This is a genomic window from Dolomitihabitans soli, assembly GCF_022213955.1.
GTDB classification, from domain to species: domain Bacteria; phylum Actinomycetota; class Actinomycetes; order Streptosporangiales; family Streptosporangiaceae; genus Streptosporangium_A; species Streptosporangium_A soli.
On the sequence record NZ_JAKNTW010000035.1, the window covers coordinates 79,361 to 98,531 of the forward strand.

The 19,171-nt window shown below is 70.9% G+C and carries 13 protein-coding genes and 1 tRNA gene; 7 read left to right on the plus strand and 7 right to left on the minus strand.

All coding sequences use genetic code 11. The features are described 5' to 3' along the window. Positions 1–5 precede the first annotated feature (5 nt). Positions 6–611 (minus strand): hypothetical protein, encoded by a 606-nt coding sequence (locus MBA17_RS41870; protein ID WP_238503463.1) that lies wholly within the window; start codon positions 609–611, stop codon positions 6–8. After that, complete coding sequence (locus MBA17_RS41875; protein ID WP_238503464.1) at positions 608–2,005, minus strand: selenium-binding family protein; 1,398 nt, start codon at positions 2,003–2,005, stop codon at positions 608–610. Before MBA17_RS41875 ends, MBA17_RS41870 begins: the two co-directional genes overlap by 4 nt. Before the next feature lie 266 nt (positions 2,006–2,271). Here MBA17_RS41875 and MBA17_RS41880 point away from each other — a divergent pair, with 266 nt between their 5' ends. Then, on the plus strand, positions 2,272–3,810 hold the full coding sequence (locus tag MBA17_RS41880; protein ID WP_238503465.1) for a vWA domain-containing protein: 1,539 nt from the start codon (positions 2,272–2,274) through the stop codon (positions 3,808–3,810). A gap of 86 nt (positions 3,811–3,896) precedes the next feature. Next, a tRNA-Ala gene (locus MBA17_RS41885) sits at positions 3,897–3,969 on the plus strand. 248 nt (positions 3,970–4,217) lie between these two features. On the opposite strand, the gene MBA17_RS41890 is transcribed toward MBA17_RS41885, so the two are convergent. Beyond that, on the minus strand, positions 4,218–5,630 hold the full coding sequence (locus MBA17_RS41890) for an amino acid permease (protein ID WP_238503466.1): 1,413 nt from the start codon (positions 5,628–5,630) through the stop codon (positions 4,218–4,220). A 266-nt stretch (positions 5,631–5,896) separates the two neighbouring features. Next, positions 5,897–6,808, minus strand: coding sequence for a slipin family protein (locus MBA17_RS41895; RefSeq protein WP_238503467.1), 912 nt, complete (start codon positions 6,806–6,808; stop codon positions 5,897–5,899). 423 nt (positions 6,809–7,231) lie between these two features. Here MBA17_RS41895 and MBA17_RS41900 point away from each other — a divergent pair, with 423 nt between their 5' ends. The 3 genes from MBA17_RS41900 (at position 7,232) to MBA17_RS41910 (ending at position 10,853) form a co-directional block, all read left to right on the plus strand. Next, positions 7,232–8,605: a hypothetical protein gene (locus tag MBA17_RS41900; RefSeq protein WP_238503469.1), complete on the plus strand. Its 1,374-nt coding sequence runs from the start codon at positions 7,232–7,234 to the stop codon at positions 8,603–8,605. Beyond that, positions 8,602–9,720, plus strand: coding sequence for an ARPP-2 domain-containing protein (locus tag MBA17_RS41905; protein WP_238503471.1), 1,119 nt, complete (start codon positions 8,602–8,604; stop codon positions 9,718–9,720). The genes MBA17_RS41900 and MBA17_RS41905 overlap by 4 nt, the downstream gene beginning before the upstream one ends. 152 nt (positions 9,721–9,872) lie before the next feature. Then, complete coding sequence (locus tag MBA17_RS41910; RefSeq protein WP_238503473.1) at positions 9,873–10,853, plus strand: helix-turn-helix domain-containing protein; 981 nt, start codon at positions 9,873–9,875, stop codon at positions 10,851–10,853. 222 nt (positions 10,854–11,075) lie between these two features. On the opposite strand, the gene MBA17_RS41915 is transcribed toward MBA17_RS41910, so the two are convergent. Both MBA17_RS41915 and MBA17_RS41920 read right to left on the minus strand, forming a co-directional pair. Next, positions 11,076–14,747, minus strand: coding sequence for a S8 family peptidase (locus MBA17_RS41915; protein WP_238503474.1), 3,672 nt, complete (start codon positions 14,745–14,747; stop codon positions 11,076–11,078). A gap of 352 nt (positions 14,748–15,099) precedes the next feature. Continuing rightward, on the minus strand, positions 15,100–16,077 hold the full coding sequence (locus MBA17_RS41920) for a GlxA family transcriptional regulator (RefSeq protein WP_238503475.1): 978 nt from the start codon (positions 16,075–16,077) through the stop codon (positions 15,100–15,102). A gap of 72 nt (positions 16,078–16,149) precedes the next feature. Here MBA17_RS41920 and MBA17_RS41925 point away from each other — a divergent pair, with 72 nt between their 5' ends. Then, positions 16,150–17,433, plus strand: a complete 1,284-nt coding sequence (locus MBA17_RS41925) for an MFS transporter (RefSeq protein ID WP_238503476.1) — start codon at positions 16,150–16,152, stop codon at positions 17,431–17,433. Further along, positions 17,420–18,115 carry an aminoacyl-tRNA hydrolase gene (locus MBA17_RS41930; RefSeq protein WP_238503477.1) on the plus strand — a complete coding sequence of 232 codons (696 nt, stop codon included), beginning with the start codon at positions 17,420–17,422 and terminating at the stop codon, positions 18,113–18,115. The genes MBA17_RS41925 and MBA17_RS41930 overlap by 14 nt, the downstream gene beginning before the upstream one ends. On the opposite strand, the gene MBA17_RS41935 is transcribed toward MBA17_RS41930, so the two are convergent. After that, positions 18,102–19,127, minus strand: a complete 1,026-nt coding sequence (locus MBA17_RS41935) for a DUF3616 domain-containing protein (protein ID WP_238503478.1) — start codon at positions 19,125–19,127, stop codon at positions 18,102–18,104. The genes MBA17_RS41930 and MBA17_RS41935 overlap by 14 nt on opposite strands. Positions 19,128–19,171 lie beyond the last annotated feature (44 nt).

Sequence of the window (19,171 nt, forward strand, 5' to 3'; positions counted from 1 at the left end):
GGGAGTCAGGTGAGGGCGGCGAAGGCGCCCGCGCCGATCAGCGCGACCGCCCAGGCCAGGTCCAGGTTGAACCACGCCTTGCGCAGTACGGCGACGCCCAGCCGCTCGTAGACGATCAACGCGAGCGTGGTGGCGACCGTGAGCATCGCCAGTGTGTGCACCGCCGTGGACAGCAGCGCCTGCCCGGTCAGCGTGATCGCCGCCGTGCCGCCGTCGCGCAGCGTGACCGGGAGCACCATCAGCCCGGCGCCGTGCGCGGTCGCCATCAGGAAGGACCAGCCGGCGAGCTGCCACCGGGTCACCCGCATGCCGACCCACCGGGGATGCCGGCGCCGTACCAGCCGCCAGATCCCGAACCCGCAGACGATCGCGGCCACGCCGTACGACACGGCCCTGGGCGGGGCGGCGAGTCGTGCGGCGGCGACCAGCGCCAGCGTGATCAGCACCGAGGCGGCGTGGCCCAGCACGATCGGGGGGAGCGCGCGGAACACCGCGTCGCGGGAGCGTTCCTGCAGGCCGAGGGCGACGGCGAAGAGCCAGCCCATGGCCGGGTTCAGGCCGTGAAAGGCGCCGAGCCCGGCCAGGACCAGAAACGAGGTGACGTCGATCACGGGTAGCAGTAGGAGTCGGAGGAGGCGTCCCCGCCCTGCAGCCGGACCTGGTGGGCGCGGCGGCCGTCCGCGGCGAAGTCGATCCAGAAGTCCTCGTCGAGGGAGATCGAGCCGTCGTCGGCGAGGTCGGCCTTGGCCATCCAGCCGGAGATGCCGTCGGGGTAGAACACGTCGTCCCAGGAGCGGTAGAGCGAGTTGGTGAAGTGGACGCGGCGGCCGTCCCTGCTGGTTTCGACCATCTGCGGGCCGCCGTTCAGCGGGCTGCCGGGCGCGGCCGGGTGGGCGGTGCGTTCCACGATCCCGCCCAACCGCAGGGAACCGGTCTTGAAGGGGTTGAAGGGGTCGGAGACGTCATAGGCGTGCAGTTCGCCGGTGCCCCACGCGGAGATCAGCAGAATCCGGTCGTCGAGGGTCAGGGAGATGTCGGTGATCAGCGGCGGCACCGCGCCGAACTGCTTGAGCGGCTCGGGCAGCAGATCCGGCGAGGCGGGCTCGGCCGGGATTGTGATGATCTTCTTGGCCTTCCAGACGCCCGCGTCCAGATACCAGGTGAAGATGTTCGCCGACAGGTCCTCGACGCTGATCACGGTGTTGACGAAGCCGTAGGTCTTGGTGGGGTCGTGCGCCGGGCGGAGCTCGAGGGCCATCTGGTGCTGGTCGCCGAGCTCGATCTCCTGGAGATGGACGCGTTTGCGCAGGTCCCACACGTGCAGCCGGTGGCCGTACTTCCGGTTCACCAGCAGGTCGAGATCCGGGCCCGCCTCGATCATGTTCGGCGTGCCCCACTCGCTGGAGAGCATCGTGTCGTGTCCCAGATGCCACCAGAAGTCGTAGTGCAGCAGCTGGCTGCCCCTGTCGTTCTCCCAGCGGCCGATCGGCTCGAACGTGTCGTGGTCGAGGGTGAACACGCCGCCGGGCGCGTCGCCGTCCACGTTCCCGAGCGCGCTGACGTAGATCGCGTCGGTGCCGCAGTGCACGGTGTGCGGGCGGCTGTAGCCGGTGCGTTCGAACAACGTCTCGGGCTCGATCGTCTTGACGAGTCGCGGACGGGCGGGATCGTCCTTGGTGTCGAAGACGTGGATCCGCGACGACCTGAGCCCCGGGACGATCAGGTAGCGCCGCTCGACGTGGGGATGCGGGGCGTAGGGGCACAGCGCGGCGCTGCAGACGTTCCAGCCGAAGTGGTGGAGCTCGTCGCCGGACTCGGGCATGTCGTGCACGTTCACGACCGTGCCGTAGGTGGGCGAGCCGGGATCGAGGTCGACGGTGGCCAGGCCGTCGGGCCGCCCGTCGCCCGCGGCGTCGAGCAGGGCGACGTACGCCAGTCGCTCACGGGGCGCCAGCATCGCCTCCCGGGCGGAGGGATAGAAGGTGGGATCGGGTTGTGCCGGCATGCGCTTCCCCCTCTGACGAGACCAGTGTCCTACTTATCTTGTAGGGAAAACCGGCCTTGTCCAGGACCTCCGATGTCCAGCATGGGCGCGGCGCGGTTTCGGGGAGTGACGGCTGGTGCACTTTGGGCTCTCTGTCGGATTGCGGCATGGTTCACCGGCTCCGATCACGGACCGAACACGGTTCGCATTCGCTTGGGTGAAGGGCCCGGCCGCCGACTCGGAAGGACCGTCTCAGCGGGTGACGCTCATCCCCCTGGAGGCGACACATGAGATCACGTACGGCCCCGCAGCTCCCGCGCCCACCGCATCGTCATCGTCTGATCGCCGTCGTGATCGCGTCGATCGTGCTGCTCCTGGCTTCCTGCGGAGGCCCGGACAGCGGTAATGACGCCCCCGGCGGCAAGCCGGAGCCCGCGCATCCGGGGACGGCCATGGCCCCCGTTCCCCAGGATTCCGGAACGCCCGGCCCGCCCGGCGAGGATCCCGGGCGGCTGTCCACCTTCGCGCTCGACGTCGACACCGCGTCGTACGGCTACGCGCGCAGCGCCATCAACGAGGGGCGGCTGCCGGAGCCGGACCGGGTGCGGCCGGAGGAGTTCGTCAACTCCTTCCGGCAGGACTACGCGGAGCCCGAGGACGACGGCTTCGCCGTACACGTCGACGGGGCCCGGACGGCCGAGAACGGGACCGCGCTGCTCCGCGTCGGCTTGCAGACCCGGCGGGTGGCCGCCACCGCGCGCAGGTCCGCCAACCTGACCTTCGTGGTGGACGTCTCCGGCTCGATGGCCGAACCGGGCCGGCTCGACCTCGTCCGCGACGCCCTGCACACCCTCGTGGACCAGCTCGCACCCGGCGACCAGGTATCGATCGTGTCCTTCAGCGACGAGGCCAGGCTGGTCGCGCCGATGACCCCGGCCACCTCGCGCGCCGCCCTGCACGAGGCGATCGACTCGCTGTCCGTCGAGCAGTCCACCAACCTGTCCGCCGGGCTGGTGGCCGGGTACCAGGAGGCGGCGAAGAGCTACCGGCGGATCGCCACCAACCGGGTCATCCTGCTCTCCGACGGGCTGGCCAACACCGGCGAGACGAACTGGCAGGCCATCCTCGACCAGGTCAGCGAGCACGCCGCCAAGCAGATCACGCTGCTCTGCGTCGGCGTCGGCCGCGAGTACGGCGACGAACTGATGGAGCAGCTCGCCGACAACGGCGACGGCGCCGCCGTCTACGTGAGCTCCCAGGACGAGGCGCGCAAGGTCTTCGTCGACCAGCTCGCCACCACCCTCGACCTGCGTGCCCGTGACGCCAAGGCCCAGGTCGCCTTCAACCCCGCCGCCGTGGAGTCCTACGGGCTCATCGGGTACGAGAACCGGGCCCTCGCCGCCGAGGACTTCCGCGACGACTCCCAGGACGGCGGCGAGATCGGCCCCGGCCACTCCGTGACCGCCCTCTACCGGGTACGGCTCCGCGCGGGCGCCACCGGCCAGCTCGCCATGGCCACCGTACGCTGGCAGGACCCCGACAGCCGGAGCCCCGCGGAGGCCAGTGAGGCCGTCGAGGTCAAGGACCTGTCCGCCGACCTGTGGCGCGAGTCGCCCGCCCGCCTCCAGATCGACGCCGTCGCCGCCGACTTCGCCGAACACCTCCGCGGCGGGCCCCGGCAGGACGGCGTCGCCGCCGCCTCCGTCTCCGCTCCCACCGCCCTCGCGGACCTCGCCGACCACGCCTCCCGCCTCGCGGAGGGCACCGAGGACCCGGCCGTGACCGAGCTCGCCGCACTGATCAGACGGACCGCCGAGCTGCGCTGAGCCAAACGGTTACAGCCATGGTCCCGAGTTCCGATACACTGGCTTGGTGCCGCCCCGGAGAGGTCCCTGGGGGCGGGCACACCAGAGGGGCTATGGCGCAGTTGGTAGCGCGCCTCCATGGCATGGAGGAGGTCTGGGGTTCGAATCCCCATAGCTCCACCTACGGCTGTTTGCCGAGTACCCCGTCCGACCTTTGTGGTCGGGCGGGGTCTCGTCGTCTTCGGCTTGAATGACTGCTCGACGCCAGGTAAGCAATGGGCGTCCGGCACCCCGCACCTCCCCGGCCGTCACGCCGCGAACGCTGAACGTTTCGCCGGGCGGAACCGATGGCACCCACAAACCGGCAGTGGTGTCATGGCGCGCGACGCCAGCCCATCACGGCCGCCGGGGACCTCGGCGCGGTTCGCTCATTGGTTCAGCAGGGAGTGGCGGCGGCTGTAGGTGAAGTAGACGATCAGCCCGATCAGGAACCAGACCAGGAATCGCAGCCAGGTCTGCGGAGCCAGGAACGTGACCAGCCAGATGGAGAAGATCACACCGACGGCCGGCACCACCGGCATGCCGGGAGTGCGGAACGTGCGCGGCAGCTCAGGCTGCCGGTAGCGCAGGACGATGACGGCCAGGCACACCACGATGAACGCCAGCAGGATGCCGATGTTCGTCAACTCGGCCGCCTCGCGGATCGGCAGGAAGCCCGCGATGACGGCCGACCCCGCGCCGACGATCCAGGTGACCCTGCTCGGCACCCGGCGCTCCGGGTGCAGCTTGGCGAACCACTCCGGCAGCAGGCCGTCCCGGCTCATCGAGAACCACACCCGGGTCACGCCGAGCATGAAGGTGAACATCACCGTGAGGATGCCCACGATCGCCCCGACCGCGATGACGCTCGCCAGGCCGGACAGTCCCACCGAGGCGAAGGCCGACGAGAAGCCGCTCTCCGGGTCGATGTCCTTGTAGTTCTGCATGCCCGTGAGCACGAGCGTGGCCAGCACGTACAGCACCATCGAGATGACCAGCGAGTAGATGATCGCCTTGGGCATGTGCCGCAGCGAGTCGCGTGACTCCTCCGCCGCGGTGCTCATCGCGTCGTAGCCGAAGACGGCGAAGAAGACCGTGGCGGCACCGGTGATCGCCCCGCTGATCCCGAAGGGGAAGAACGGAGTGTAGTTGGCGGTGTTGATGTGGAAGAAGCCGACCACGATCACGAGCAGTACCACGGCGACCTTCAGCAGGACGACGATGGTTTCGAAGCGGGCCGCGACCTTGATGCCGCGGGTGAGCAGATACGCGATGAACAGGCACAGCAGCGCCGCGAAGAGATCGACGACATGCCCCGGCCCGGTGCCGGGCGCGCCCAGCATCCACGGCGGAAGATCGAGGCCCAACGCGCCGACGAGGAAGCCGAAGTAGCCCGAGATGCCGATCGCCACCACCGCGACGATGGCCGTGTACTCCAGCAGCAGGTCCCAGCCGACCAACCAGCCGACGATCTCGCCGAGTACGGCGTAGCTGTAGGTGTAGGCGGAACCGGCCTTGGGGATCATCCCCGCGAACTCGGCGTAGGAGAGGGCCGCGGCGGCGCTGGCCACTCCGGCGATCAGGAACGAGACGAGTACGGCCGGTCCCGCCGTCTGGTTGGCGACCGCCCCGGCCAGCGCGAAGATCCCGGCACCGATGATGCCGCCGATGCCGATGGCGGTCAATTGCCACAACCCGAGAGAGCGAGAGAGCTCGCCTTCGTGCTCCGTGGCTATCTGCTCCACGGGCTTGCGGCGCAGGAGCCCGTATCCGGCACCGCGCGGATCCCGTGTTGACATCATGCGACTTCCCCTGACTCAGTGTGAGCGCACTGATGTCACTTGTGCCACATCGTGGCCACTCCCATGCGCTCGCCGATGAACGGCAGGCCAAGTCTTTATCGACGGGCTGCACCAGCAGCGCGCCGCGCCGGTCGGTGAGCGGCGCGGACGGTCGTCGCCGGCCTGTGCGTCGGCGCGTGTGCGCCAGCCTGGGGACAGGGCAGTCAGCGCCCGCCCCGCCGTCTCGCTGGGCCGCCTCGGCAGCTGACCGGAAGGTGCGATCGCGGTCAGGCGTCGGCTTGGTCCACCGGGCTGCGGGGGCGGAGGGCACGGCGGAGGTCATCGGCCGAGGACAGCTCCGGCGTGCCGATGGGAGAGGGCAGATCGGCCGGGCTGGTCTCCCGTGCCGCGGACTCGCTCTCCGCACCCTCCTTGCCGCCGCCGCCGCTCGGCCCGGCCCGGTCGAAGAAGCGCAGCAACTCGACGGGGAAGGGCATCACCAGGGTGGAGCTCTTCTCTGCCGCCACCTCCACCACGGTCTGCAGGAGGCGAAGCTGCAGGGCGCCGGGCGTCTCGTGCATGATCGCCGCGGCGTCCGACAGCTTCTGCGCGGCCCTGAACTCGCCGTCCGCGGTGATCACGCGGGCCCGGCGTTCGCGCTCGGCCTCCGCCTGGCGGGACATGGACCGCTTCATGTTCTCCGGAAGCTGGACATCCTTGATCTCCACGCGGTCGAGGTGGATGCCCCAGCCGAGCGCCGGACTGTCGATCATGAGAGCCAGTCCCCTGTTCAACTCCTCGCGGTTGGACAGCAGGTCATCCAGTTCACTCTTCCCGATGATCGACCTCAGGGAGGTCTGGGCCACCTGCTCTACCGCGAACAGATAGTTCTGCACGTAGATGGCGGCCTTCATCGGATCCTGCACCCGGAAGTAGACGACGGCGTCGACACGCACGGAGACGTTGTCACGGGTGATGCCCTCCTGGGTGGGCACCGGCAGCGTGACGATCTGGATGTTGACCTTCTTCAGCCGGTCGACGACCGGGACGAGCAGGGTGAGCCCCGGCTGGCGGAGTTCCGGCAGGGCCCTCCCGAACCGGAAGACGATGCCCCGGTCGACCTGGTTGATGATCCTGGTCCCACCGAGCGCGAGGGCGACGCAGATCGCGAGCAGCCCAAGGATGATATAGGTGAGCATTTTGGTCACCTCCGTATCAAGCCTAAGTCCGAACGGCGAGCCGAGAGGCCAGCGAAAAGTCAAGTCACCGCAGGTGAGAGCCCGGGACCCGGCCTCCGGCACGCCATGGTGGCCGCCCGCCGACACCCAGAGGACACGTGCCCCGACGGCCGGATGGCATCGACCCTGATCGCCGGCTTCGACGCCCGCCGCGCTCGGCCTTCGGCGAGCCCGCCACGGGGGCTCCGGCTGGACAGGGCCGGTTCGGTCGCCTGCTCGCCGAATGCGGATATATCCCTTTCTCGGGCCGTGGTGCGCGCTGGTAGGGTCGCGGATCAGACCGGTCGCGGGACTTCGGCGCGACTTCCGGAAACCGTTTTGCAAGCGATGCTTCGCAGTTCGTTCCCTCATTCCCCGGCCGGTCCGCCAGCCATTGGGGGGCCGATGCGCGTCGATACCGACTTGATCGAGTGCGAGGACGTGCTGCTCTTCGCGAACGCGGCGATGGCGGCGACCGGCCAGCGCGAGTTCCGTGACGCGGGGCACGAGCAACAGCTCTCGCTCGACTTCCTGCACCGCTACATCCACGGCAACTATCCCGACGTCTATGCCGCGATCCTGGCGCTGGACATCAACGACCACAACGCCGCGCTGATCATCCGCAACGTGCTGAGGGAGCCGCGGGGCGGTGACGGAAGGCTGATCGCCTGGCGGCTCACCCGGATGAGCCCGCCGCGGGTCTACCGGCTGTTCCAGGGGCTGCGGCGCGACGGGATCAACAACCGGCGCACCAGAGCGATCATCCGCGACTGGCTGGCCACCCGCCCGGACCTCGCCTTCGACGCGGTCAAGTACCGCTCAGGGCTGAAGGCGGCGGTACGGCACGCGCATGTCGAACTCACCGGCGAACTGGGCGACTTCCTGTTCGCGCCGCGCAGCCGTACCCGCTTCGAGACTCCCATTCTGGAGGCGTGGCGCCGCGCCCACTACGAGAAGACGGTGCTGTACGAGCTGCCGTACACGGTCGCGGAGGGCTTCGCCGCGCGCCACGGGATCAGCCGGGCGACCTTCCTGGAGCGGATCACGCCTCGGCTCACCCGGCTGGAGCGATTGAGGATGACCGAATCGGCAGGGAAGGACGGCGTGGACACCAGGGCCGACCTCGCCGCCCTGCCGCTGGTCCGGCTGGCCTCCTACGTGCTCTCGCTGCCCGCCGGGGAACGCGGTGCCGAGCACGCCGCCGCGCTGCGAGCGTCGGCCGCCCGATCGGCGGGCTCGCGCGCGGGCACGTGGGGGAGCGTCACGGCGGTCCTGGACGACAGCTTCTCGTCGTACGGCTCGCCGGTGAAGCGCCGCCGCCCGCTGGCCGTAGCGCTGGCCTGCCACTACCTGCTGGAGGCGCTGGCCGGGTCGTACCGCGGCCTGTGGCTCTCCCGGCGCGCCGACCCTCTCCTGGTGCGCCCGGCGGGCCCGACGCCGCTGGGCCATCGGATCATCGACGCCCTCGAACAGCGCCCGGACCGGCTCGTCATCGTCTCCGACGGCTGGGACAACGCGCCGCCCGGTCTGGCGGCGGAGGTGCTGCGCGTCTGGCGGCGCAGACTCGACCCGGCGAGGAAGGTCGGCATCGTGCACCTGAACCCGGTCTACGACGCCGAGCGGTTCGAGGTGCGGCGGCTGTCTCCAGCGGTGCCCACGGCCGGGATCCGCGACGCGGAGGATCTGCCCGCGCTGGTGGAACTGGCCGCCTTCGCCGAGGGCCGCACCGGCCTGGACGAGCTGCGCGCCTACCTGGAGGACAGGGCGGCCCGGCGATGATCGACCTCGCGGGACTGACGACCCGCCCCGCGCAGACCTGGGGATCGGTACGGCTGGTGCCTCTGGAGCGGTCTGCTCCGATCGAAGATCTGCGGCTGGACGCCAAGATCTACGGCGAGGAGCCATCCATGGTCTCCCTGCCGGACAAGACGACCTACACCGCCTACATCCCGCATGCCTTCGTGGCCTCCTGGACCGACGACGGCACGCCGGCCGCGGCGTACGGCACGCAGTTGGGCCGGCCGCTGCGGCACATGTCCGTCAGGACCCATCGCCGGTCGGCGCGGCGGGCGGACAAGAACCGGCTGCGTTTCCTGCCCCTGCACCTGGCGTTGGAGGGCTTTCTCGCGCTGCACTTCGGCGGCCCGACGATCGCCTGGGAGGAGTGGTCGCACCGGGCGGTCGCCCATGGCCTCTCCCCCCGGGCCGAGGAGGCGTACAGCGGAGCGCAGATCAGCGGGCTCGACGACGCGCTCCGCGTCTTCGAGATCTACCCGCGTCAGTGCGGCCTGCTGCTCTATGTCGGCGACACCCTGGCCAGCGCCTTCGTGGTGCCGCACCCGGAGGACTACCGGGCGCTGCACCCCACGCTGATCCGCGACCTGTACGGCGAGCTGATCTACGAGTACGCCCTGTTCTACCCCGCCGGCGACTTTCCGGCCGTGATCGACGAGACCAAGGTCTCCTCCCTGGCCGACCTGCGACGCGAGGCGCTGGGACACGAACGGGAGTGGGCGGGTTTCCATGACTCGGTCATGGCGGGGGGCCTGCTGGACGCACCGGAGACCGTGACCGAGATCTACCGGCTCGGCCGCTTCACCCTGCGGCGTTTCCTGCCCTCGTTCGAGCGGCGGCGCGAGAACCACATCGGTGAGATGATCACCGATGAGGCCGGGCGGACGGCCTACCTGAAGACCTTCCGGCTCTCGGAGGCGCAGCGCCGGCGTGGCCACCTGCTCAGCAGGCTGGCCGAGCACGACTGGAACCTACGGGACACGGCCACCGCGCTCGGCACCGACGAGCCCGCCCTGGGGCTGCGGCTGGAGCGGGCCGGTTTCGGCTACCTGCTCCGCCAGGACGTCCTCGACGCCTACCGCAAGGCCGGACGCCGCTGAGCCCATTCGGGGAAGCGCGCCGGATTCCGGGTGGGCTGGGTGGTCGCTCGTGACGATGGTCCGAGCCCTGCGGAGAGGGTTGTCCGCTAGGGCGGCGGGTTGTGGGAGTGCCGTAATCAGGGTGAAATCGGGCGGATGTCATTATTGGCCCCATGTTGGAGGTTGCTGGGCTTGGTGAGGTGGAGGAGCGGGCGTATCGGCTGTTGGTGAAGGCGGCCGAGGCGGGGGTAGAGGAACTGGCCGGGGAGCTGGGAGCCACGGCGGAGGCGGTCACGGGCGTGTTGTCGTCCTTGCGGGAGCAGGGGCTGGTGCGGGAGACGCCGGATGGCAGGTTCGTGCCGGTGCCGCCGGACGTCGCGCTGGGGCCGAGGCTGGTGCGGCAGCAGGAGACGCTCGACTGGGCGCGCCGTACGGTGGAGCAGCTCACGGAGGAGTATCGGGGGAACGTCCGCCGCCGGGACGCCGGGCAGCTCGTGGAGGTGCTGCCCAGCAGGGCGGCGTTGCGGGAGCAGGTACGGCACCTGCAGGACAGCGCGCGGGAGGAGGTCCTGTACTTCTGCCGGGCCGGGCACGTGGCGATGCCGTCCGCGGACAACACCGAGGAACTGGACGCGCTGGGCCGGGGAGTCGACTACCGGGTGATCTACGAGCGGGCGCTGCTCGAAGAACCGGGGATGCTGCCCAATGTGGCATACGGGATCAAACTGGGGGAGCGGGCGCGGGCGATCACCCTCCTTCCGGTGCGGATGCTGATCGCCGACCGGACTACCGCCCTGTTGCCCCTGGTGCAGCACGCGGGCGGGATGACCGAGCCGACCGGGGCGGTGGTGCGGGGGAGCAGCCTGCTCGACGCGCTGATCGCGCTGTTCGAGGAGTGCTGGGTGCGGGCGACGCCGATCAGGATCGCGGAGGACGGCGAGGTAGCGCAGACGTCGCCGTCCTGCCCGCTGGACGCCGACGAGCTGTATCTGCTGTCACTGCTGGTCGCGGGGGTGCCGGACAAGTCGATCGCCACCCAGCTCGGCCTCAGCCAGCGCACCGTGCAACGACGCGTCTACCACCTGATGGAGCTGGCCGGCGCCCAGACCAGGATGCAACTGGCCTGGCACGCGGCACGGGCGAGCTGGTTGTGAGTGCGGCGCCGCCCGGCGGCGGGCCGACTCGGTGCGGGCCCGCTCGGTGCGAGCCGGCGTAAGAGGTGTGCTGCTCGGATAGGCGCTGGTTGCGCTTTGCGCTGGTTGCGTTGGTTGGGCTGGTTGCGCTTTGCGCTGGTTGGGTGAGGTGGGCTGGTTGTGGGGGTTGGGCTGGTGGGGGGGTGACGGCGCCCGGGGTGGGGCCCGGGCGCCGTGGGTGGGTCAGCGGACGCCGTAGGCCCGGGTGACGGTCTGCTTGATCTGGTTGCCGGCCGTGTCGGTCGCGGTGACCCGCAGCGAGACGCCGCCGTCCACCGCGGGGTGCGAGACCAGCGTGCTGTAGCGGCCGTTGCCGATCGGCAGTACGTGCAGCCGCTTCCAGGTCTTCCCGTCGTCATAGGAGTGCTCGGCTGCGAACGACTTGACGGAGGGCCCGGCGGTGAACTTCAGCGGGACCGGAAGGGCGCGGCGCACCTGGCCGTTCAGGTCGGCGGGGATGTCGTAGTCGACCTTGAGCAGCGGCACCGTAGTGTCCGCGGCCTTCGACTTGAAGGTCCACGCGGTCTCGGTGGCGGTGGCGTACCGCCATTCCTCCGAGGTCCGGGTGGTCGACAGCTCCAGGCGGTACTCGGCCTCCTCGGCGACGGCGGGGAAGTCGCCGCGCAGGTTCGGCCGTTCCGCCACCAGCTCCCCGTTCCGGTAGAACCTGGCCGAAGCGGTGTCCTTGTCGCCGCTTCCCTTGGCGTACCCGTAGTGGCCGGAGGAGTCGACGAACTCGGGGATGTGGATGGACAGCGTGTCGCCCGTCCGCTTCTGCGCGACCCCGGCCGGGACGGCGGGCCGTACGACCGCGCCGAACCAGTCTTCGCGGACCACCTTGCCCGGCTGATACGTCTGCGGCTGTTCGGTGAGCCCGCCCCTGAGCTGGCTCATCGACTCCCAGGTGTACATGTGCTGCACCACGTGCTGCCACTGGGTGTCACCGGCGCTGACGTACTCGGCGCGCTGGAGCGGGGTGCGGACGATCCGCTGGGTCTCCATCTGGAAGCCGAGGCTGTACGTCTGCCAGGGACGCCAGCCGTACCGCTGGTCCTTGCCCCAGCCGAAGCCGCCGTACTCGTGGTAGCCCGAGTCCACCCGGGCGGTGTTGCGCCAGTTGACCTCATGGACGACCTCGGCGGGGATGTGCCCCTGCGAGACCTGCATGACGTCGTAGAGGTAAGGGCTGGCGAAGGCGCCGGTCACCTCGAGTACGGCGTTGCCGGCGCGGACCTTCTCCAGCAGTTTCCGGCCGTGGTCGAAGGTCGTGTTCAGGGACGGCAGCGGGTCGCGGTCGCCGGTCGGGTTGTAGGGCTGCCACATGGCCCCGCCCTCGCGTCCCACCACGACGATCGCCGCCGCGCCGGCCGCCGCCGCGTCGTCGATCTTCCGGTCCCAGTCGCCGGTCATGCCGCTGGCCACCACGACGGCCCGGCCCTTCAGGTCGAGCTTCGCCAGCTCCTCGGGAGTGCCCTTGCCGCCGTCGACCAGCGGCCAGCGCTTCCTGCCGTCGATCTCCGGCGATCTGATGAACGGGCGCATCGGCACGTTCTCGTGGGAACCGGCCAGCTTGGCCGTCACCCGGGGGGCGGCGAGCTGCCAGCGGGAGGCGAACTCGAAGGTGCCGTTCTTGACCGGTTCCGTCGGGGTGACGGCGAGGTGCTCGACGGACGGGAAGTTCATGGCGCCCTGCGAGATCTTGCGGGAGCCGTACGCGCGGTGGGTGAAGTAGGTGGAGATGCCCTCCTGGATGACCGGTTCGGCCGTCTTGATCTTCACCGGGTGGGCCTTGCGCGCGTCGAGGACCACCTCCAGGTCGCCGGTGACCTTCAGTTCGGGGATGACGACCAGGGAGTCCACCGGGTGCTCGCTCGGGTCCTCGCCCATGATGGCCTGGGTCATGTAGGTGCCCTCGGCCACCTCGACCGTGGTGCCCTCGTGCTCGCGGTTGATGAAGGTGCGGACGTCGTCGCGCTGCGACGCGCCGTACATCGAGATGACCGGGACCCGGTCGGCCTCGCCCTCCCGGTTCAGACCGGTGAAGTGCACCTTGTGCATGCGGCCACGCCGGGTCAGGGCGAGCGAGGTGTGCGCGGAGATCGTGCCGTCGGCGGAGGTCGCGGTGACGTAGCCGGTGTGCCTGCCGTGCTGGAGCTTGGCCAGATCGACGGTCACCGGAACCTCGGCGGTGCCGCCGGGCGCCACGGTGATCGACGGCGAGCCGAGGCTGACCGCGCCCTCGGCCGGGTCGGCGCCGTCCAGGTTGTCCAGGCTCGCGGCGAGCGCCAGGGTGACGGGGGCCTCGGTGGCGTTGATGAAGACGGCCTCGCCGGCGGGGGTTCCCGGGTTGCCGTCCTCGTGCAGGCCGAGGTCGATCACCCCGGTCGCCGTCACGCCCTGCCGTACGACGCGCGTCACGTCGAGGCGTCCGCCGCCCTGCTGGTGCACGGACTGGCCGGGGATCGTCTTGGCGGTGGAGACGAGGGCGTCCTTGAGCTGCCCGGCCCTCCACTCGGGGTGACGCTGCTTGAGGATCGCGGCGGCGCCGGCGACGTGCGGGGTCGCCATCGAGGTGCCGGAGAGCGCGGTGTGCCGGTCGTCGACCGGCTGGCCCAGCGCGGTTTCGGCGGCCCGCGCGGCGATGATCGACACGCCGGGGGCGGTGATGTCCGGCTTGGGCGCCTCGTCGAGCCTCGGTCCCCGGCTGGAGAAGGAGGCGAGGGCGTCCGTGGCGTCGACGGCCCCGACGGTCAGGGCCGAGGTGGCCGCGCCGGGGGTGCCGACGGTGTAGTCGCCGCCCTCGTTGCCGGCGGCGACCACGAAGAGGCTGCCGGTCTGCTCGGTCAGGGTGTCGACGCCGACGCTGAGCGGGTCGGTGCCGTCGGTCGCCGAGCCGCCCAGGCTCATGTTGACGACGTCGGCGCCGGACTGCGCGGCCCATTCCATCCCGGAGAGGATCTGCGACTCGCTGCCCGACCCCCTGTCGTCGAGCACCTTGCCGACGATCAGCTCCGCGCCCGGGGCCACGCCCTTGCGCCTGCCCTCGGACGCCGCGCCGAGGCCCGCGACGGTGGCGGCGACGTGGGTGCCGTGCCCGTGGCCGTCCTCGGTGGAGCCGTTGTCGGTGAAGTCGCGCCGGTCGGAGATCTTCCCGGCGAGGTCGGGGTGCTCCTCGTCGGCGCCGGTGTCGAGGACGGCGACCTTGACGCCCTTGCCGTCGAAGCCGTCCTGCCACGCCTGCGGGGCTCCCACCTGGGGAACGCTGTGCTCCAGCGTGGCCTTGATCTTCCCGTCGAGCCAGATCTTCGACAGTCCCCGGTTCAGCCGGGGCTCGTCCGCCCCCGACGACCTGACCTGCGCCGCGCCCCACAGGGCCGGCAGGTCATCCTTGTCCGGGGCGACCGCCTGCGCGTTGACGCTGCTCAGTGTGGTTCCCGACGTGACGCCGGGCAGGGCTCCGCGCTGCTGTCCGCCGTAGACCAGGATGAGCGGGAGGGTCGCGCTGGCCGCGTCGTCGTAGCCCTGCTCGATCAGGTCGCCGACGGCGAAGAGCCGCCGGTCGACCAGGCCACGGGCGATGTAGGGGACCATGTCGACGGGCGTGATCGTAAGGTCGCCGTCGACCTCCTGGGTGGTGAACCTGATGTCCTCCCGGCCCTTGCCCGGCCGTACGGTCGCCGCCTGCCGGCCGCCCGCGAACTGCTGGACCTCGACCACGTCACCGGTGATCAGCGTGACCTCGTGGGCGGCGCCCGCCGTACCCTCGGGTTGCTCCTCCGCTGCGGCGGGCAGAGCGGGTAAAGCCAGTAGTGAGGACGCCACGCCGACAGCGGAGAGACGCGCGAGCCAACCCATGAGGCCTCCAGTGATGCGGTATTACCGATCACGAGAGTGGAGGATGGGGACCCTTCACGTCATCACTGTGCACGTGACCAAACCCTGACATGTCGCGAAAGCGACATCCGGCCAGGCCAAAACCACGGCTCCACGAGGACGCCTCACTCTCCCACAACGCGGCCCCCCTCGCCGGACAGGTCGCACCGTACGCCCGTAGCTGCTCCGCTGGCCGAAGGCAGCGGCCACCCCCTTGCCGGACGGGTCACACCGTAGACCCGTTGATGCTCCGCCGGCCGAAGGCATTGGGAATGAGCGCCAGGCCGACCCCGCCGAGCCGGTGGGACGCGCCGCTCGATCCGCCCGCCGGCGTTCAGCGTCCGCTGGGGACGGGATGGGGTGAGGCTCTGAAGGTGCGGCGGTAGGCGAGGGGGGCGACGCCGACGGCCGCGTGCAGGTGCTGGCGCAGGGAGACAGCGGTGCTGAAACCGGACAGCGCGGCGACCTGGTCGACCGGGAGGCCGGTGGCCTCCAGCAGGTGCCTGGCGTGGTCGACGCGCTGCCGGGTGAGCCACCTGGCGGGACTCAGCCCGGTCTCCTCCCGGAAACGGCGGGTGAAGGTGCGCACGCTCGTCCGCGCGTGCGCCGCCAGGCCCGCCAGGTCGAGCGGCTCGTCCAGGTGCTCCAGCATCCAGGCGCGGGTCGGGCCCGTGGTCGCGTCGCCCACCTCCGGCAGCGGCCGTTCGACGAACTGGGCCTGTCCGCCCTCCCGCCAGGGGGCGACCACGCACCGGCGCGCGACCGCGTTGGCGATCTCGCTGCCGTGGTCCGCGCGCAGGATGTGCAGGCACAGGTCGATCCCGGCCGCTACGCCCGCGGAGGTCAGGATGTCGCCGTCGTCCACGTACAGCACGTCGGCGTTGAGCTCCACGCGCGGGAAGAAGGCGCGGAAGCGGTCGGCGTGGCGCCAGTGGGTGGTGGCGGGCCGCCCGTCGAGCAGGCCGGCGGCGGCCAGCACGAACGCGCCGGTGCAGATCGACACCAGCCGCGCCCGCCCCGCCGCCGCGCGCAGCGCCCCGAGCACCGGCTCGGCGAGCGTGCCCTCCGTCAGCGCGGGCCCGTCGTGGATACCCGGGATGATCACGGTGTCCGCGTCGCGCAGCGCCTCAAGCCCGTGCTCGCCGACCACCTTGAACCCACCCGACACCTGTACGGCGGAGCCACCAGGCGTGCACACGACCGTCTCGTAGAGCGGGACGCCCCCTTCGTCCATGTGGAACAGGTGCGTGACGATCCCCAGGTCGAAGGGGGCCACCTGGTCCAGCACCAGAATCGCGACACGATGCGCCATGGCTGGATTCTTGCACATATTGGCTTCCCGGCCACTCGTGGTCCCCCGCCGGATTCGTCCAAGATGGCCCGCATGACCGTGACCGCCGATCCGCCGCGTACCCCCTTTCGCCTGCACCGGGCCTGGCTCGTCGCCGCCGTGGCTCTGGTGGCCATCGTCGGCGCGGCCGGTTTCCGGGCCACACCCGGAGTGCTGATCACCCCGCTTGAACAGGAGTTCGGCTGGACACGGGGAAGCATCTCCCTGGCGGTCTCGATCAACCTCCTGCTGTACGGCCTGACCGCGCCGTTCGCCGCCGCCATGATGGACCGGCTCGGCATCCGCCGCGTCGTCTCCGCCGCCCTGCTGCTGGTGGCCACCGGCAGCGGACTCACCGTCTTCATGACCGACAGCTGGCAACTCGTCCTGTGCTGGGGGGTGCTGGTCGGGCTGGGCACCGGGTCGATGGCGCTGGCCTTCGTGGCGACCGTCACCGACCGCTGGTTCGTACGGCACCGCGGGCTGGTGACCGGGGTGCTCACCGCCGGAGGCGCCGCCGGGCAACTCGTCTTCCTGCCGCTGCTCGCCCACCTGGCCGGGCACCAGGGCTGGCGGACGGCGTCCCTGACGGTGACCGCCGCGGCGCTCGTCGTGGTGCCCCTCGTCTGGTTCCTGCTTCGCGACCATCCCGAGGATGTCGGCACCACGGCGCTGGGCGCCGCGCCCGGGACCCCCCGCCGGGTCATCCCGTCGGGCGGCGCGGCGGCCAGGGCACTGCGGGTGCTCGGGAAGGCGGCGCGCACCAGGTCGTTCTGGCTGCTCGCGGCGGGTTTCGCGATCTGCGGGGCGAGCACCAACGGGCTCGTCGGCACCCATTTCATCCCGGCGGCGCACGACCACGGCATGCCGGAACAGACCGCCGCCGGGCTGCTCGCCCTCGTCGGGATTTTCGACATCGCCGGTACGGTCGCCTCCGGCTGGCTCAGCGACCGGGTCGACTCGCGAATCCTGCTCGCCGGCTACTACGCCCTGCGCGGAGCCTCGCTGCTCGTCCTGCCGAGCCTGTTCGCGGCGACCACCGAGCCGAGCATGCTGATCTTCATCATCTTCTACGGGCTCGACTGGGTGGCGACCGTGCCGCCCACGGTCGCGCTGTGCCGCCGCATCTACGGACCCGACGGAGCCGTGGTCTTCGGCTGGGTCTTCGCCTCCCACCAGATCGGCGCCGCCTTCGCCGCGCTGGCCGCCGGGCTCACCCGCGACCGCCTCGGCGAGTACACCCCGGTCTGGTACGGCGCGGGCCTGCTCTGCCTGATCGCCGCCGTGTTGTCGATCGCCATCGTGAAGGGGGCATCCTTGAGGGATGAGCGAGCTTGACAAGCGGGTCCTGCCCCTCGTCGTCAGGATCGAGCGGGCCGAGCCGCCCGAGCGCACCGACGCGCTGGAGGCCGCCGCCCACGCGGTGCTGACGCTGCTGACCGACCCCCGTGCGAACGACGGCGAGTGGGCCGAGGCGGTGCGCGCCTGGGAGACGATCGGGATCAGGAAGGTCGTGCGCAGGGCCCGCGGCGCGGAGTGGCGGCGGGTGCTCGCCCTCGAAGGGATCACCGTGGCCGTACGCACCGCCGAGGTCAGGGTGCACCCGCCCGTGCCGCTCGACGACTGGCCGAAAGATCTTTCCAGGCTGCAGGTGAAGGGCACCGAACTGGCCGACGCCACGCCGCCGCCGCCCGCCTCGGGCCCCGTGCTCTGGCTGAACCCCGGGCTGGAGATGTCGGCGGGCAAGGCCATGGCGCAGGCCGGGCATGCCGCCCAGCTGGCCTGGTGGGGGAGCGACCTCGCGGCCAGGCAGGCGTGGCTGGCCGACGGCCTGGCCGTCGCCGTGCGGACGGCCAGGACCGGCCAGTGGGACGAGCTGGCCGGCAGCGGACTGCCCATGGTGCGCGACGCCGGGTTCACCGAGCTTGAGCCCGGTTCGTGCACGGCCGTCGCGGAGGCTCCCTGGCTGTGGGAGGGCGGCTACCGGCCCGCCGCGCGGGGCCCGCTCACCGGATCTTGAGTACGTCGGCGTAGACGCCGCCCTCGGGTGTGAGCCGGTCGGGCGCGGGACTGTCGTAGACGACCAGCAGCGATCCGTCGTCGAGCACGGCCAGGCCCTCAGGGTGGTCGTCGCCCTCGCCGTACGCCAGGTCGGCCACCGTTTCCAGCTCGTCCGCGGCGACCACCGCCGGGATGTCGGCGATCAGCGCGCCCGGCCACCGCAGCACCCGGACCGGCCCGTCGAGATCCATGCTCGGCCCGGCGAGCAGCAGCAGGTCGTCACCCTGCGGGCAGAGGTCGCGGACGCCGAGCCCGCGCAGGTTCACGAAATGCGTCCGGTACGGCTCGCCGTCGATGTCGCCCAGCCTGAGACGGTGCGGATCGGAGGGGTGGGTCAGCGGCCGGATCTCCAGCAGCACCGCCCAGCCACGCAGCACCGGGCCGCGGAGCCCGACGAACAGCCGGTCGCCCTTGACCGCGATGCCCTCGATGTCCAGGCCGTTGTCCTTGCCGGGAATGGTCAGGAAGGGCGCCAGGTGCGGGTCGTCCTCGAGCAGGTCGGCCAGGTTGTCATCGCCCGCCAGGATCGCCGCGGTGCGATCGCCGTCCCTGCGCACCGGCGTCACCTCGGGGGTGCCCTCGCCCAGCAGCGGCAGCCGTACGAGGATGAAGCGGTTCTCCTCGCGGAGCACGGTGGCCAGGCGTTTCCTCGCCTTGCGCGGGTCGCCGGGCTTCGCGCGCCGGCGTTTGAGGCTGTGCGAGCCGATCGCCCACAGCCAGCCGTCGCCACGGCCGAGGCCCTCGATGTCGGCCTCGTCGGCCCGGCCCGCCGGCAGGTCCACGAAGTCGGCGAGCGCGAAACCACGCTGGCCGTCGTAGCGCCCCTCGTGCCAGGCGAGGTGCTCGATGGTGGCCGTCTCGTCTCCGGCCACCCAGAGGCCGGACCCTTCCGAGCGGATCGCGGACAGGTTGGTATGGGTCTCGGCATCCCGGGATGCGAGGTCGAAACGGAGCTCTACCCGGTGTCGCATGTGGCCATCGTGGCGTGTTTCCGGCATTGGTTGAAGTGTGCCAC